The sequence below is a fragment of the Trujillonella humicola genome (genome assembly GCF_046233715.1).
Classification (GTDB): Bacteria; Actinomycetota; Actinomycetes; order Mycobacteriales; family Geodermatophilaceae; genus Trujillonella; species Trujillonella humicola.
Map to the genome: position 1 here is coordinate 2,121 of NZ_JBJNRJ010000080.1, position 15,682 is coordinate 17,802.

Annotated in this window: 13 protein-coding genes; 5 read left to right on the forward strand and 8 right to left on the reverse strand. The window is 77.0% G+C overall.

The window, feature by feature from the left end:
• The first annotated feature begins 175 nt into the window (after positions 1–175).
• From ACK586_RS23870 to ACK586_RS23880, 3 genes are all read left to right on the forward strand, one after another.
• On the forward strand, positions 176–1,654 hold the full coding sequence (locus ACK586_RS23870) for a SulP family inorganic anion transporter (RefSeq protein WP_409333020.1): 1,479 nt from the start codon (positions 176–178) through the stop codon (positions 1,652–1,654).
• Positions 1,654–2,043: a MerR family transcriptional regulator gene (locus ACK586_RS23875; RefSeq protein WP_409333021.1), complete on the forward strand. Its 390-nt coding sequence runs from the start codon at positions 1,654–1,656 to the stop codon at positions 2,041–2,043. The genes ACK586_RS23870 and ACK586_RS23875 overlap by 1 nt, the downstream gene beginning before the upstream one ends.
• Before the next feature lie 186 nt (positions 2,044–2,229).
• Entirely contained in the window at positions 2,230–3,300 is a 1,071-nt protein-coding gene (locus tag ACK586_RS23880) for an ATP-dependent DNA ligase (RefSeq protein ID WP_409333022.1), read from the forward strand.
• A 6-nt stretch (positions 3,301–3,306) separates the two neighbouring features.
• Here the strand turns inward: ACK586_RS23880 and ACK586_RS23885 are convergent, their stop codons facing one another.
• From ACK586_RS23885 to aceB, 8 genes are all read right to left on the reverse strand, one after another.
• On the reverse strand, positions 3,307–3,819 hold the full coding sequence (locus ACK586_RS23885) for a MarR family winged helix-turn-helix transcriptional regulator (protein WP_409333023.1): 513 nt from the start codon (positions 3,817–3,819) through the stop codon (positions 3,307–3,309).
• Complete coding sequence (locus ACK586_RS23890) at positions 3,816–4,649, reverse strand: SDR family oxidoreductase (RefSeq protein ID WP_409333024.1); 834 nt, start codon at positions 4,647–4,649, stop codon at positions 3,816–3,818. Before ACK586_RS23890 ends, ACK586_RS23885 begins: the two co-directional genes overlap by 4 nt.
• A gap of 31 nt (positions 4,650–4,680) precedes the next feature.
• Positions 4,681–5,697, reverse strand: coding sequence for an anti-sigma factor RsbA family regulatory protein (locus ACK586_RS23895; RefSeq protein ID WP_409333025.1), 1,017 nt, complete (start codon positions 5,695–5,697; stop codon positions 4,681–4,683).
• A gap of 178 nt (positions 5,698–5,875) precedes the next feature.
• Complete coding sequence (locus tag ACK586_RS23900) at positions 5,876–7,564, reverse strand: SpoIIE family protein phosphatase (RefSeq protein WP_409333026.1); 1,689 nt, start codon at positions 7,562–7,564, stop codon at positions 5,876–5,878.
• On the reverse strand, positions 7,507–11,022 hold the full coding sequence (locus ACK586_RS23905; protein ID WP_409333027.1) for an ATP-binding protein: 3,516 nt from the start codon (positions 11,020–11,022) through the stop codon (positions 7,507–7,509). Before ACK586_RS23905 ends, ACK586_RS23900 begins: the two co-directional genes overlap by 58 nt.
• Before the next feature lie 60 nt (positions 11,023–11,082).
• Positions 11,083–11,757 (reverse strand): DUF5701 family protein, encoded by a 675-nt coding sequence (locus ACK586_RS23910; RefSeq protein ID WP_409333028.1) that lies wholly within the window; start codon positions 11,755–11,757, stop codon positions 11,083–11,085.
• Positions 11,758–11,876: 119 nt separating this feature from the next.
• A complete protein-coding gene (locus ACK586_RS23915; protein ID WP_409333029.1) occupies positions 11,877–13,085 on the reverse strand; it encodes a DUF6986 family protein in 1,209 nt (402 codons plus the stop codon).
• Positions 13,085–14,656: a malate synthase A gene (aceB, locus tag ACK586_RS23920; protein WP_409333030.1), complete on the reverse strand. Its 1,572-nt coding sequence runs from the start codon at positions 14,654–14,656 to the stop codon at positions 13,085–13,087. Before aceB ends, ACK586_RS23915 begins: the two co-directional genes overlap by 1 nt.
• A 39-nt stretch (positions 14,657–14,695) precedes the next feature.
• Between aceB and uraD the strand changes: the two genes are divergently transcribed.
• Together uraD and uraH are read left to right on the forward strand one after the other, a co-directional pair.
• Positions 14,696–15,196: a 2-oxo-4-hydroxy-4-carboxy-5-ureidoimidazoline decarboxylase gene (uraD, locus tag ACK586_RS23925; protein ID WP_409333031.1), complete on the forward strand. Its 501-nt coding sequence runs from the start codon at positions 14,696–14,698 to the stop codon at positions 15,194–15,196.
• A complete protein-coding gene (uraH, locus tag ACK586_RS23930) occupies positions 15,193–15,510 on the forward strand; it encodes a hydroxyisourate hydrolase (RefSeq protein WP_409333032.1) in 318 nt (105 codons plus the stop codon). The genes uraD and uraH overlap by 4 nt, the downstream gene beginning before the upstream one ends.
• Positions 15,511–15,682 lie beyond the last annotated feature (172 nt).

A 15,682-nucleotide genomic window follows, 5' to 3' on the forward strand; every position in this document is an offset into this window, starting at 1 on the left:
GGCCCCCCGCCGCCCCGCCCGGCCCGCCGGGCCCCCGCCCCCCCCCCCCCCCCCCCCCCCCCCCCCCCCCCGCCCCCCCGCCGCCGGCCCCGGGGCTCGGGGATCCCGGCGGTGACGGACGTCGCAGCACTCTCCTCTCACGTGAGGGTCGAGTGGTCCGGCAGAGTGGGGCCACGTGCCCACCGCTCCGCGCGCTTCCCGCCTGCCCCGCCCCTCGTGGCTGAACCCGGGTGTCGCCCGCACCGAGGTCCTCGCGGGCCTGGTCGTCGCGCTCGCCCTGATCCCGGAGGCGATCAGCTTCTCGATCCTCGCCGGGGTGGACCCGCAGGTGGGCCTGTTCTCCTCGTTCGTCATGGCCGTGGTCATCGCCTTCACCGGTGGCCGGCCGGCGATGATCACCGCTGCCACCGGTGCGATCGCCCTCGTCGTCGCCCCGCTGGCGGCCGGCTACGGCGTCCAGTACCTGTTCGCCGCCGTCGTCCTGGGCGGCGTGTTCCAGGTGCTCCTCGGACTGTCCGGGTTCGCGCGGCTCATGCGGTTCATCCCGCGCAGCGTCATGGTCGGGTTCGTCAACGCGCTGGCGATCCTGATCTTCGCCGCGCAGCTGCCGCAGCTGACCGGCGTCCCCTGGCTGGTCTACCCGCTGGTCGCCGCCGGCCTGGCCATCATCTTCCTGCTGCCGAGGATCACCACCGCCGTCCCCGCGCCGCTGGTCGCGATCCTCGTGCTCACGACCCTGGTGGTGGCCGCGGGCTGGGACCTGCCCGACGTCGGCGGCGAGGGCGAGCTGCCCGACAGCCTGCCCTTCTTCCTGCTCCCGGACGTGCCGTTCACCTGGGAGACGCTGACGATCATCACCCCGTTCGCCCTCGGCGTCGCCTTCGTCGGGCTCATGGAGTCGCTGATGACCGCCAAGCTGGTCGATGACATCACCGACACCCGCTCGGACAAGACGCGGGAGTCGTGGGGCCAGGGCGTGGCCAACGTGGCCTCGGGCCTCTTCGGCGGCATGGGCGGGTGCGCGATGATCGGCCAGACGATGATCAACGTGAAGGCGTCGGGCGCCCGCACCCGGTTGTCGACCTTCCTGTCCGGGGTGTTCCTGCTCGTCCTCGTCGTCGTCCTCGGCGACGTCGTCGGCATCATCCCGATGGCCGCCCTGGTCGCGGTGATGATCTTCGTGTCGATCGCCACCTTCGACTGGCACAGCCTGCGCACCCTCCACCGGATGCCGCGGAGCGAGACGGCGGTGATGCTGGCGACCGTGGCGGTCACCCTGCTCACCCACAACCTCGCGATCGGCGTCGGCGTCGGGGTCCTGGTGGCCTGCGTGCTGTTCGCCCGGCGCGTGGCGCACGTGGTCCGCGTCGAGCGGGTCGTCGACGGCGGCACCGCGCGGTACGCGGTCGAGGGCGCACTGTTCTTCGCCTCCAGCAACGACCTGGCCGCGCAGTTCGACCTCGCCGGTGACCCCGACCGGGTCGTGGTGGACCTGTCGCGCGCGCACGTCTGGGATGCCTCGACGGTCGCGGTGCTCGACTCGCTCGCGCACCGGTACGCGGCCCGCGGCAAGCGGGTCGAGATCGTCGGGCTCGCCGGCCACTCGGCCGCCCGCTTCGAGCGGCACACCGGTCAGCTCGCCGGGGCGCACTGATGAGCCGGCTGGTGCAGATCGGCCAGGTCGCCGAGCGCACCGGGCTGAGCCTGCGGACGATCCGCTTCTACGAGGAGAGCGGGCTCGTCGTCCCCACGGCCCGCAGCGACGGCGGCTTCCGGCTCTACAGCGAGGACGACGTCGGCCGGCTCGAGGTGATCAAGCGGATGAAGCCGCTGGGCTTCACGCTCGACGAGATGCGCGAGCTGCTGACGCTGCTCGCCGACCTCGCGGCCGCCGAGGGCCCGCAGCGGGCGGCGCTGGTCGACCGGCTGCGGATGTTCCACGAGGCCGCCCGGGTCCGGGTGGACGCGCTGCGCGCCGAGCTCGCCGTCGCCGAGGACTTCGCCGCGGGCCTCGCGGAACGGCTGGCCGCCACCCGGGACTGAGCGCCGGGGACTCCTGCGCACGCGCTGTGCGCTCCGTGCCCTTGCCGCCGCCGAAGTGGCCACTTCGGCGGGTCAGGGGGCCGCTGCCCGCGACCGGGGCGCGACCCGATCGTGACTTGACCCCCGCGCGCCGCTCGTGCCGCCGACCTGCCACGACGCGGAGCGTGGCGACCCTCCACCGAACGGGTGATCCGGACCGCCCGGGCACTGCGGGAGCCCGCGGCAGCCCGCACGCTGGCCGTCGTGCCGCTGACCGCCCCCGGCCTCCCGGACCTGCCACCGGACCTCGCCGGACCGGTCGCGGTGCAACTCGCCAAGCCGGTGCGGGACCTGCCCGCCGCCTCCGCGCTGCCCGGCGGCTGCCTCTACGAGCCCAAGTGGGACGGCTACCGGCTCGTCGTCATCCGCGGCGCGCGCGGCACCCGGCTGTGGTCCAAGCAGGGCCGCGACCTCACCGACCGCTTCCCCGACATCGCCGCCGCGGCGCTCGCCCAGCTGCCGGCCGGCACGGTGGTGGACGGCGAGGTGGTCATCTGGCACGACGACCGGCTGGACTTCGGCCTGCTCCAGAAGCGCATGGTCACCGCTCCCGGGCGGATCGCCGCCCAGGTCGCCGCGGCGCCGGCCTCCTACGTCGCCTTCGACCTGCTCGCCGCGGGCGGCACCGACCTGCGCCGCCGCACGCTGCGGGTCCGCCGGGCGGAGCTCGCGGGCCTCGCCGCGCGCTGGGCGCCGCCCCTGCAGCTCTCCCCCGCCACCACCGACCCCGACGAGGCCCGGCAGTGGTCCCGGGAGTGGCGCGCCGCCGGCGTCGAGGGCCTGGTCGCCAAGGGCGCCGGCACCCGCTACGCGCCGGGCCGGCGGGAGTGGCTCAAGGTGAAGTCGTGGGAGACCACGGAGGTGCTCGCCGGCGGGGTCATCGGGCCGATCGACCGGCCGAGCCAGCTCGTCGCCGGCCGCTACCGGGACGGCGAGCTCGTCGTCGTCGGCCGCACCGGCCCGCTGGCCCCGGCCGCTGCGGCGGAGCTGGCCGCCGTCCTCGCCCCCGCCGGCCCCGGGCACCCCTGGCCCGAGCGCATCGGCACCGGGCGCTTCGGCGGCGGCCGGCTGAGCGTGGCGCTCACCCGCGTGCGCCCCGACGTCGTGGTGGAGGTCAACGCCGACGCGGCGCTGCAGGCCGGCGTCTTCCGGCACCCGCTGCGCTTCGTCCGCACCCGCCCCGACCTGCTGCCCGAGGACGTCCCGGGGATCGGCTGACCGCGCTCAGGGGTGCTGGGGCACCCGACCCAGCGTCACCAGGAACCGGCGGAGCAGGTCGGCCAGGGCCGCCAGCTCCTCCTCCGACAGCCCCGCGAGCAGCCGCCGCTCGGTCTCCAGGTGGTCGGGGAGGGCGGCGTCCAGGGCCGCCCGTCCGTCGTCGGTGAGGGTGACCACGACGCCACGGCCGTCGGACTCGCTGCGGGTCCGGGTGATCAGGCCCCGCTCCTCCAGCCGGTCCAGCCGCTGGGTGATCGCTCCGGAGGTCACCAGCGCGGTCCGCATGAGCGCGGTCGGGGTGAGCTGGTAGGGCGGCCCCGCGCGGCGCAGCGCCGCCAGGACGTCGAAGGCCGCGGCGTCGAGCCCGTGCCGGGAGAACGTGGCGCGCTGGGCGAGGTGGACCTCCCGCTGCAACTGGGTGATCCGGCCGATCACGCCCATCGGCGAGCAGTCCAGGTCCGGCCGCTCGCGGGCCCACTGCTCGAGGATGAGGTCGACGGCGTCGGCCGGCCTGCTCACGGCGCCCCCAGCAGGCCGGCGAGGTGCTGGGCGTAGCTGCGCGGCGGGCGCCCCAGCAGCGCCGTGGCCACCCGCGGGCTGCCGGTGAAGCCGTGCGCGCGGTAGTGGTCGAGCATCAGCCGCAGGCAGCGCTCCGGATAGGCGGCCGGCACCCCGCCCGAGGGGACGGCGTCCTCGGCGACGACCGGGCGGTCCAGCGCCGCGCCGAGCAGCGCGGCCAGCCGCGGGGCGGTCAGCGGCTCGGGCCCGGCGACCTCGAAGGTGCCGCCGTCCAGCCCGTCCCCGGTGAGCAGCACGGCGGCCGCCTCGCCGACGTCGGCGACGTCGATCAGCGACTGCGCCGTCCGCAGGCCCCAGGTGCTGCGCAGCACGGCGGTGCGCGCGGCCTGCAGGACGGCCTCGTCGAGGTTCTGCGCGTAGGCGCAGGGCTGGAGAACCCGCCAGGCGACGCCGGCCCGGTCGAGCACCTCCTCGGCGCGGTCCTTGGCGGCGTGGTGCGGCATGGCCCGGGCCTGCGGGCGCAGGACCGAGTGGTAGACGACCCGGCCGACGCCGGCCCGCCGCGCCGCGGCGAACAGCGCGGCGGCACCCTCGGCCTCCCCCGGGTCGAAGTTCGGCCAGATCAGGTACAGCGCGTCGGCCCCGCCCAGGACGGCCGGCCACGGCGACGGGTCCGCCAGCCCGGCGGCCACGACCTCGGCGCCGAGCGCCACCAGGTCGGGCCGGGGCTCCGGCCGGCCGACGACGGCGCGGACCGGCAGGCCGCGCGCCCGCAGCGCCCGGACGACGGCGGTCCCCGTGCGGCCTGCCGCCGCCGTCACCACGATCACCCGGGTAGCTGAGCAGTGAGGAACCCGGGGGTCAAGCCGCCGCCGCGCAGAGCGCGGTCGCCAGCCGGACCGTCAGCCCCGGGCCGTCGTTGACCAGGTCGACGGAGTCCCACAGCTTGCGGGCCAGCCACAGGCCCATGCCGCCGTGGGCGAGGTCGTCACCGTGGGCGGGCTGGAACCCCGCCAGCGGGTCGTCGTAGCCCCGGCCGGAGTCGGTGACGGTGCAGACCAGCCGGCAGTCGTCGGCCCACAGCCGGGCCGACACCGGTGGCCGGCCGTGCCGGAACGCGTTCGCGGCCACCTCGCTGACCGCCAGCACCAGGTCGTCCTGCTGGTCGGGGTCCGGGACGGCGGTCGCGAGCGCCGTCCGCAGCCGCCTGCGCAGCTCGCTCAGCACGGTGGCGCCCTCGACGGCGAGGAGGGGTTCGGTGTCCTCGACCGGTTCGTGCGGCACCGGAAGGGAGTGCAGGAAGCTCGACGGCTCGCGGAAGTCCCGGTTGTCGACCAACCCGTCCCCCGCCACGAGCTGCGGGTGCGCGGCGGCCGCGAGGGACAGCAGCGGGGCGGGCAGCACCGTCGCGTCCAGCAGGCACAGCACCGACATCGGCGCCCCGGCCAGCACGGCGTTGGCCGCGATCTCGTACCGCAGGCCCTCGCGGTAGGTGGCCGGCTCGCAGCCGAACTGGACCTGCCCGACCAGGCGCACCCGGCCCGACCGCGCGGCCGGCGCCCGCTGCAGGACCTGGCGGGTGGCGCCGAAAGCATCGGGCGCCCGCGTGTCGAGCAGGCAGATCCGCGGCTCGGACTCGACGTGCCGCGCCCGCTCGCCGAGGGGTCCGGTGATCGTCGCGGCCACCTCCGGCGGGCAGGCCAGCACCACGAGGTCGCCGGCGCGCAGCCCGTCCTCGAGGAAGGGGGTGGTCGCCGTCAGCAGGACGTCGGTGTCGTCGTAGAGGACGGCGGCATGGCCGTGCCCGGCGGCGGCCGCGGTCCACCCGCGCGCCGACGGCGCGGTGGAGGCCGCGCCGCCCTTAGCCGTTGCGTTCACCCGTTCCTCGACACCTGCAGGGCCGGATGGACCGGCCGACCGGAGAGCATTGTGCGACACCCGGCCCCACGGGGTGCCACCAGGGTTGGTCCGCGCACTGCCCGGACGGATGTGTCCGGAAACCGGCTCGCCCGCGCGGCCCACCCATCCGGGGGAGGACGGGTGGGCCGCAGCAGGGTCAGTCGGCGTCCACCAGCAGGTCCGCGGGCAGCCCGGACAACCGCAGGACGCGGTGCGGCGGGCTGCCGGGGGTCACCAGCACGCGCACCCGCCCGCCGGCGGCGCGGGCGGCGGCGACCGCCTCGAGCAGGAGCCCCACGCCGGCGCTGGCCAGGTACCCGACCGACCGCAGGTCCAGCACGGCCTCGTCCGGCGACCGGCCCACCGCGGCCAGCAGCTCCGGCCGCAGCCGGGCCACGCCGGTCAGGTCCCACTCGCCGGCCAGCTCCAGGACCGGCCCGCGCGGGCCGGGACGCACCGCCAGCACCGGCTCGCCGTCCGGCGCCGCCGGCGCGGCATCCGGCGCCGCCAGCGCGGCGTCCGCCGGCGGGGCGGCGTCCGGACGGGACGGCGCGGCGGGGTCGCCCCCGTCAGCCGCCGCGGGGGCCACGCGGAAGCTGACCTCCGTGCCGCCGCCCTCGGCCGGGCCGATCGAGACGTCAGTGGCCAGCGCGCCGATCAGGTCGATGCCGCGCCCGCGGAAGCCCTTGTCCGCGGGGACCGGCCGCCACGTGCCGTCGTCCCGGACCCGCACGCGGACCGAGCCGTCCGGATCCCGGTCGAGGGAGTACTCGCACTCCCCACCGGGGCCCGGGTAGGCGTGCTCGACGGCGTTGGCCAGCGCCTCGCCGAGGGCCAGCTGCAGGTCGTCGACCGTGTCGGGGTCCAGGCCGGCGGCGGCCGCCCAGGCGGAGACGGCGCGGCGCACCCGTGCCAGCCGGGTCGGGTCGGCGGGCAGCCGCTCGTCCAGCGGGGGCGGGAGCACGCGGATGGCGATCACGGCGACGTCGTCGGGCCGCTCGCTGTCGGGCAGCACGTCGGCGAGCAGGTGCCGGACCAGCCGCTCCGGATCGGCCGCCGCGCTCCGCCGGGCCGCCGCGATGATGCGGTCGAGGCCGGCGTCCAGCACCTCGCCGCGGCGCTCCACGAGACCGTCGGTGTAGAGCAGCAGGGTCGTCCCGGGGCCCACCGCGACCGACCCCTCGGTGTACCGCGCGCGGCCGGGCACGCCCAGCACCGGGCCCGATCCGGCGCCGTCGAGCAGTTCGGCGCCCTCCCCGGTGACCAGCAGGGCCGGCGGGTGCCCCGCGCGGGACCAGTGGACCCGCCCGGCCGCGCGGTCGACCACCAGGCAGGCGGCGCTGGAGGCCAGCGCCCCGGGCAGCCGCGCGGCGAACCGGTCGAGCAGCTCGAGCGCGGCGGCCGGCCGGCACCCCTGCAGCAGCGCGGCCGACAGCGCGCTGCGCAGCTGCCCCATGACGGCGGCGGCCGCGGGTCCCTGACCCACCACGTCGCCGACGGCGATGGCGACGCGGCCGTCGTCGAGCTCGACGACGTCGTACCAGTCCCCGCCGGCCGAGCTGCCGATCGCACCGGGGAGGTACTCGGCCGCCAGCGCCAGCCCCGCCAGCCGCGGCAGCGCGGCGGGCAGCAGGCTGCGCTGCAGCGTCGTGGCGATGTCCAGCTCGGCGCGGTAGAGCCGGGCTCGGTCCAGGCCGAGCGCGATCTGCTCGGCCACCGCCAGCAGCAGCGTGCGCTCGTGCTCGGGGAAGCGGTGCGGCCGGCGGAACGCCATGCCGAGCACGCCGATCACCCGCCCGCCCACGGTGAGCGGCAGCGCTGCCGCCGCGGCCAGAGGGTTCGACACGAGGCTGTCGGCGAGGGCAGGCGGCATGCCCGGCCGATCGGCCGGGGGGCCACGTCCTCCACCCACACCGCACGGCCGGTGCTCACGGCGGCGCTCAGCGCGACCGGCGCGCTCAGCGGGACCGATGCCCAGGCGCGCCGGTCGGCGGCCCACCGGGAGTCGCGCCCGCTCATGGCCAGCGCCTCCAGCGAGCGCCCCGTCGCGTCGAGCTCGTAGACGCCGGTGCGCCCGCCGTCGCCGGTCAGCCCGGACAGCGCCCGGGCGGCGACCTCGGCGACCTCCTCGGGGGTCGTGGCGGCCGAGACCTCGGCGGTCACCCGCTGGAGCACCGCCAGCCGCCGGGCGGTGGCCTGCTCGCCGGCCAGCAGGAGGACGTTGTCCACCGCCAGCGCGGCGCGGGCGGCGACCTCCTCGACCAGCAGCCGGTCGTCCTCGCCGAAGGGCTGGGCCTGCGCTCCCCGGGCCAGCCCGAGGACCGCGAGGACGCGGCCGCCCACCGACAGCGGCACCGCCATGCCGGACCCGACCGCGAGCGTCCCGGCCAGCTCCGGCCGGCCCTCCGGTGGCCACGGCAGCTGCGCGGTCAGCACGCTGCGCCCGCTCCGGACGACGTCCGGGCCCAGGCCGCTGTGCGGGCCGAGGGTGGCGACGGCCGCCTCCGCGCCGGCGTCGAGGCCGGCGATCCCGGCGAACCGCAGCTGCCCGTCGTCGCCGACCACGCGGGCGGTGCAGATGTCGGCGACCCGGCGGTCGACCAGCAGCCGGGAGAGCGCCGACAGCTGGCCGTCGACCGTGCGCTCGGTGTCCAGCACCGCGCCGGCCGCGGCGAGCAGGGCCTGCCGCTCGGTCTCCCGGTGCCGGACGCTGATGTCGGTGCAGACCCCGACGTGACCGGCCGAGCCGAGCCCGGCGCCGATCGGCACGGCTCGTTCCAGCAGCCAGGCGTAGGTGCCGTCGGCGCGGCGCAGCCGGAACTCCACCTCCCAGCCGCGGTCGCCGTCGGTGGCCTCGGCCACGGCCTGCGCGAGCCGCTCCCGGTCGTCGGGGTGGACGCCGTCGCGCCAGCCGTCGCCGAGCTCGGCGCCGGCGTCCCGGCCGGTGAACGCCGTCCAGCCGGCGTTGACCAGCACCCGGCGGCCCTCGCGGTCGGAGACCCAGATGAGCGCCGGGGCGAGGTCGGCGATGGCGGTGAAGCGCTCCTCGGCCTCGCGGCGGGCGCGCCCGAGGTGCACGTGCGCGCCCACTCGGGCGAGCAGCTCCTGCGCGGCGAAGGGCTTGACGAGGTAGTCGTCGGCGCCGGCGGCCAGGCCCTCGACCGCGGCCTCCTCGCCGGCGCGGGCCGACAGCAGCAGCACCGGCACCCGTGAGGTGCGGGGATCGGTGCGCAGCTCGGCCAGCAGGGCCATGCCGTCCAGCCGCGGCATCATCACGTCGCTGACCAGCAGGTCCGGCGGGGCGGCGCGGGCGGCCTCCAGCGCCTCCTGCCCGTCGGCGACCGCGGTCACCGCGTAGCGGGGCGTGAGCAGCCGGAGCAGGTAGTCGCGCATGTCGGCGTTGTCGTCGGCGACCAGCACCCGGCCGGCCGGCCCGGCACCCGCCGATCCGGCGTCCCCCGGCTCCCCGGGGGTCTCGGCGGCATCGGCGGCGGGAGGCAGCCAGCGCAGCGCCTCGCTGAGGAACGGCGCGGCGGCCCGGCCCACGGCCGGCGCGTCCGGCGTGGGCGGGGCGAGCTGGTCGGCCGGCAGGTGCGCCGTGCCGTACGGGACGGTCACGGTGAACGTCGTCCCGGCCCCGACCGTGCTCTGCGCGGTGACCGTGCCGCCGTGCAGCCCGACGAGCTCGCGGACCATCGCCAGGCCGATGCCGCTGCCCTCCCCGGAGCGCGACCTGGCCCCGGCGACGCGGGTGAAGCGCTCGAACAGCCGGGGCAGCTCGCCGGCCGGGATGCCGGTCCCGGTGTCGGCCACCGTGAGGACGGCGGCCTCGGAGCCGGGCTCCAGGCGCACCGTGATGCCGCCCTCGAAGGTGAACTTGAGCGCGTTGGACAGCAGGTTGAGGACGACCTTCTCCCACATGTCCCGGTCGACGTGCACCGGCTCGGGCAGCGCGGCGCAGGCGACGTCGTAGGACAGCCCCGCCCGCGCCACGGCGGAGCGGAACACGCTGGCCAGCTCGGCGGTGGTCGCGGCGAGGTCGACCGGCTCGAAGCGCGCCTCGATGCGGCCGGCCTGCAGCCGGGAGAAGTCGAGCAGCGTGTTCACCAGCTTGCCCAGCCGCAGGGCGTTGCGCTCGATGACCTCGAGCTCCTCGCGCACCCGCGGCGCGGAGAGGTCCTCGGCGGCGCGCAGCTCCGCGACGGGACCCATGATCAGCGTGAGCGGCGTGCGGAACTCGTGGCTGACGTTGCTGAAGAAGTCGGTCTTCGCCCGGTCGAGCTCGGCCAGCGCCTCGGCCCGCTCGCGCTCGGCCTCGTAGCTGTCGGCGTTCAGGAGGGCGCCGGAGACCTGCTGGGCGACCAGGTCGAGGAAGCCGCTGTACGCCTCGTCCTGCGGCCGGTAGGGGTTGAGCCCGACGACGAGGAAGCCGGCCAGGTCCTCGGGGCCCTGCCCGGACGCGGTGAGCGGCAGGACGACCGCGCGGTCCGGCGCCTGCTCCCAGGCGCCGGTGGGGAGGTCGGGGAAGCGGGCGCGCAGGCCGTCGACGTGCACCGGCCGGCCGGCGCGCAGCGGAGCCTGCGCGGCGCGGCGGGAGTCCTCCGCCGTGAGCACCGCCGGCAGGATCCCGCCGTCGGGGTCGATGCCGGCGGCGACCCCGAGCCGGGCCGTGTCGTCGGCGTCGTAGAGGTAGACCGCGCTGAAGGGCAGGTCGGCGAGGTTGCGCGCCAGCTGCGCGCCGACGGCGTCGAGCACCTGCCGGCGGGTGCGGGTGGGGGCCAGCGCGGCGGAGAGGTCGCGCAGCGTGGCCATGCGCCGGTCACCGATGACCCGCTCGGTGGTCTCGGTGACGACGCAGAGCATCCCGCCGGTGCGGCCGTCGTCGTCGAGCGGGCTGTAGGAGAAGGTGTGGTAGGTCTCCTCGGGATACCCGCGGCGCTCGAGGAACAGCAGCAGGTCCTCGTCCCAGGTGGCCACGCCGCTGTCGAGGACCGATCGGACCCGGGGACCGATGTCGCGCCAGATCTCCGCCCAGACCTCGCTCGCCGGGCGGCCCAGCGCCCAGGGGTGCTTGGCCTGCAGCGTGTCGTGCCGGTAGGCGTCGTTGTAGAGGAAGGCCAGCTCCGGCCCCCACCCGGCCCACATGGCGAACCGCGAGGTGAGCAGGATCCGCACGGTGTTGCGCAGCGCCGGCGGCCAGTTCTCCGGCGGGCCCAGCGGGGTCTGCGACCAGTCCCGCTCGGCCATGGCGGCGCCGACGTCCCCGCCGCCGGCGAACAGGCTCCGGGTCAGCTCGTCCGTCACCGGGGCATCACGCTGGGATCGTAGGTCGCCTGCGCCCCCCTCGCCCGCGCGCCCCCGGGGTCAGCCGCCGGGCTCGGCCGCGGCCGGTCCGCCGGTCACGCGGGCGGCGCACGACGCCGTGCCCAGCCAGGTGTGCGGCGCGCCCTGGTAGCACCAGCCCAGCCGCGGCCGCCGGCCGCTGACCCACAGCGCCGGCACCCGCTTGTCCCCGGCCCGCGAGCCGAGCAGCGAGAAGCAGCCGCGGGAGCGCAGCACCCCGGGGTCGGAGACGAGCAGCGCCAGCCCCTCCGCGACGGTCAGCGGGGTGCGCCCGGCCGCGGCCAGGCGCGGCTCGACGTCCCGCGGGGGGACGTCGAGGGTGTCCGCGCCGGTGTCCACGTCCACCAGCAGGTAGGGCACCGGCGGGACACCGAGCTCGGGCAGCGGCGTGAAGCCGGCGACGTCCTCGGCGGTCATGGTGCTGAACCCGCCCCCGCCGGCGGTCTGCACGGTGGCCAGCACGTCGAGCACCGGGACGTCGGGGACGACGACCACGAAGGGCACGCGGTCCCCGGCGGCCGGCGTCGCACCGGGCAGCACGTCGCGCAGCGGCTCGCAGCAGGCGCGGAAGCACTCCTCGGCCAGCCCGAGCATCGCCGGCAGACCGGTGGCGACCAGCGCGTGCACCTGGCGGTCGAACTCCAGCTCGACGGCGGTGGCGGCCGGCAGCGCGGGGAGTGCGGGCAGCGCGGACACGACGTCCTCCTCGTCCTCGCCGACGTGCGCCCCGGCCCTGCGCTCCCCCGGCCGGCGCGACCTCTGCGGCCGCCGAGTCTGCCGCACGGAGGTGGCCGCCGTCACGGTCTGCCGGCGGATCAGCGGCCGGGCCGGCCCCCGACGGCGGCGAGCTCGGCGACCGGCCGCCCGGTCGCCGCCGCGACCTCGTCCTCGCCGAGGGCGCCGCAGTCCACGCCCCGCAGCACCACCCCGGCCAGCGCCCGGGCGGTGGCCGGCTCGTCGAGCACCCCGCCGTCCACCCGGTCCAGGTAGGCGGCCAGCCGGCCGGCGGCGGCCGGCAGCGCGGCCCGGAAGAAGGCGTAGGTCGCCGTGTAGCGGGTGACCAGCTGGGCCGGGTGGAGGTCCCAGCCCTGGTACAGCCCGCGCTGCAACGCCCGGGTCACCAGCCCGGCGTGCAGCCGCCAGGCCGCGTGCACGTCGGCGGTGCCCCCGACGGGCAGCACGTTGGTGGAGCCGTCGACGGCGACCGCGCCGGTGCCGGCGACCGCCACCTGCATGAGGTCCTTGGCCAGGTCGGCGGCGGGGTGGTCGGAGGACTGGTGCGCGGCGGCGATGCCCAGGGCCGCGCTGTAGTCGTAGGTGCCGAAGTGCAGGCCGGTGAGGCGGGGCCCGGCGGCGTGCGCCATCCGGGCCAGGGCCACCGCGCCGTCCGCGCCGAGCACCGCCTGCGGCGTCTCGACCTGCAGCTCGAGGTCCAGGCCGAGCCCGTGGGCGTCCTCCAGGGCGCCGAGCACGGGCAGGAACGCCCGCACCTGCTCGACGTCGGTCACCTTGGGCAGGGTGACGGTGACCCGCGTGCCCGGGGGCAGGCCGCCGAGGAAGAGGTCGAGGGTGCGCACGCCGCGGCGCCGGGTCGGTCCCTCCAGCGACTTGGCGCGGACGCCGACCGACGGCGCCGCGGCTCCGGCGGCGAGGTCCGCGGCGACGGCGGCCGCGGCGGCCCGCACGTCGTCGTCCTCCCGGTCCGGCGGGCCGCGGTACCCGTCCTCGGCATCGACGCGCAGGTCCTCCACCGGCTCGGCCGCCAGCTTGGCCCGGACCCGCGGCAGCACCTCCTCCACCAGCGCCGGGTCCAGCCCCAGGTCGGGCGGCCCGTGCTCGTCCAGCGCGGCGAGCGCCGCCGCTCCCCACGCCGCGGCCAGCCCGGGCACGACGGCGTCGGCCGGCACGTAGCAGGTGTGCACCGGCTGCCGGCCGGGCCGGGCACCGGGGTAGGCGGCCTGGCGGGCCGCGTCGACCGGGGCGAGCCGCCGGTCCAGCTCGGTGTAGAGGCTCTCGTCGAGCACTAGTCGACCAGCTCGTAGGCGGGCAGGGTCAGGAAGTCGGGGAACTCCTCGGCCAGGGCCACCTGCTCGAACAGCTCCCGGGCCCGGGCCAGGTGCGGCAGCTCCCCGATGCCGGCCACCTCCTCGGCGACGACCCTGCGGACCAGCTCCTCCGTCACCGTCTCCCCGCTGTCCAGGACGACGGCGTTGTGCACCCACTGCCACACCTGCGAGCGGCTGATCTCGGCGGTGGCGGCGTCCTCCATCAGCCCGTGGATGCCGACCGCGCCGTTGCCCCCCAGCCACGCCGCCAGGTAGCGGATCGCGACCTCCACGTTCGAGCGCAGCCCGGCCGTGGTCCGCTCGCCGGGGACGCCGGCGACGTCGAGCAGCTGCGCCGGCGTCACCGACACCTCGGGCCGCTGCCGGTCCAGCTGGTTGGGCCGGTCGCCCAGGACGGCGTCGAAGGCCTCCCGGCAGACCGGCACCAGGTCCGGGTGGGCGACCCAGGAGCCGTCGAAGCCGTCCCCGGCCTCGCGGGTCTTGTCCTCGCGCACCTTCGCCAGCGCCCGCTCGTTGGCCTCGGCGTCGCGGCGGCTGGGGATCGCCGCGGCCATCCCGCCGATCGCCATCGCGCCGCGGCGGTGGCACACGGCCACCAGCTGGTCTGTGTAGGCGCGCATCATCGGGGCGGTCATGGTCACCGCGCCGCGGTCGGGCAGCACGAACTGCGGCCCGGCGTCGCGGAAGGTCTTGATGACGCTGAACAGGTAGTCCCAGCGGCCGGCGTTGAGGCCGGTGGCGTGGCTGCCCAGCGCGTGCAGCATCTCCTCCATCTCGAAGGCCGCCGGGATGGTCTCGATCAGCATCGTGGCCCGGATCGACCCGGCCGGGAGCCCGAGCTCCTGCTCGGCGGAGTCGAACACCAGCGCCCACAGCGCCGCCTCGAGGTGGCCCTCCATCTTGGGCAGGTAGAGGTACGGCCCGCTGCCGCGGTCGAGCTGCTCGCGGGCGTTGTGGAACAGGTACAGCCCGGCGTCGACCAGCGCGCCTACCGCCGGCTCGCCGTCGACCAGCAGGTGCCGCTCCGGCAGGTGCCAGCCGCGCGGGCGGGGCACGATCGTCGGCAGGTCGCCGTCCTCCCGCAGCCGGTACTCCCGGCCCTCGGGGCTGGTGAAGGCCAGCGTCCGGCGGACGGCGTCGCGCAGCACCACCTGCCCGCCGACGACGTTGCGCCAGTGCGGGGTGTTGGCGTCCTCGAGGTCGGCCAGCCACACGTCGGCGCCGCAGTTGAGGGCGTTGACCGCCATCTTCGGCTCGGTCGGGCCGGTGATCTCCACCCGGCGGTCGACCAGGCCCGGAGGCGGGGGCGGCACCCGCCAGTCGCCGTCGCGGATCTCCGCCGTCCCCGGCCGGAACTCGATGGTGCCGGCGGCGGCGATCTCCGCCCGGCGGGCGCCGCGGGCGGCGAGCAGGGCGTCGCGCTGGGCGCCGAAGCGGCTGTGCAGGCCGCCGACGAAGGCCAGTGCCCCCGGCGTGAGCACCTCCCCCGCCCGGTCGACGTCCGGTCCGACCACACGCACGTCGGTCATCAGGCCTCCTCTGTGCCGCGGGGCTGGCATCCTCTCACCGTGGCCAGCCTCGACGAGTTCAACTCCGAGCCCGCCGACCGTGCCGTGGAGTCGTTGCGGGCCTGTAACGCCGCCGCGCGCTTCGCCGCCGAGATCGCCGCCGCCCGGCCCTATCCCGACGCGGAGACGCTGGTGCGCCGCGCCGGCGAGGTCGCCCGGGGGCTGTCGTGGGACGAGGTGTCGATGGCGCTGGCCGCGCACCCGCGGATCGGCGACCGGGTGTCCGGCTCGTCGGCCGAGGCCGAGTCCTCCCGCCGCGAGCAGGCGTCGATGGGCGAGGCCGACGACGGCGTGCGGGCGGCGATCGTCGAGGGCAACCGCGCCTACGAGGAGCGCTTCGGGCACGTCTTCCTCATCCGCGCGGCCGGGCGGTCCCCGGAGGAGGTGCTGGCCGAGCTGCGGCGCCGGCTGACGGCCGACGAGGACGCCGAGCGGGCCGAGGTCACCGAGCAGCTCGCGCAGATCACCGAGCTGCGGGTGCGGGAGCTGGTGGGGGCATGAGCGTCTCGACGCACGTGCTGGACGCGGTGGCCGGGCGGCCGGCCGCCGGGGTCGCCGTCCGGTTGTTCGTGGGCGAGGACCTGCGCACGCAGGGGGTCACCGACGCCGACGGCCGCTGCCGGCTCACCGAGGACCCGACCGCCCTCGGCCCGCACCGGCTGGTCTTCGCCACCGGCGCCTGGTTCGCCGAGCGCGGGGTGACCGCGTTCTGGCCGGAGGTCACGCTCACCTTCGTCGTCGCCGAGCCGGCCGCCCACCACCACGTGCCGCTGCTGCTGTCGCCCTACGCCTACTCGACCTACCGCGGCAGCTGAGGCGCGGAGGAGATCCGGAGGCGTAACACCGATGTCGTGTCCCCGGACATGTGTCGTGGTGTGGGCTCATGAGATGTGTCGCGGTTGGGTTCAGGCGGCTTCCATCCTGGCGTAGCGCTGGTGGGGGTCGAGGGTGAGGTGGCCCAGGGGTTGGCCGTCGAGGGCGTGGAAG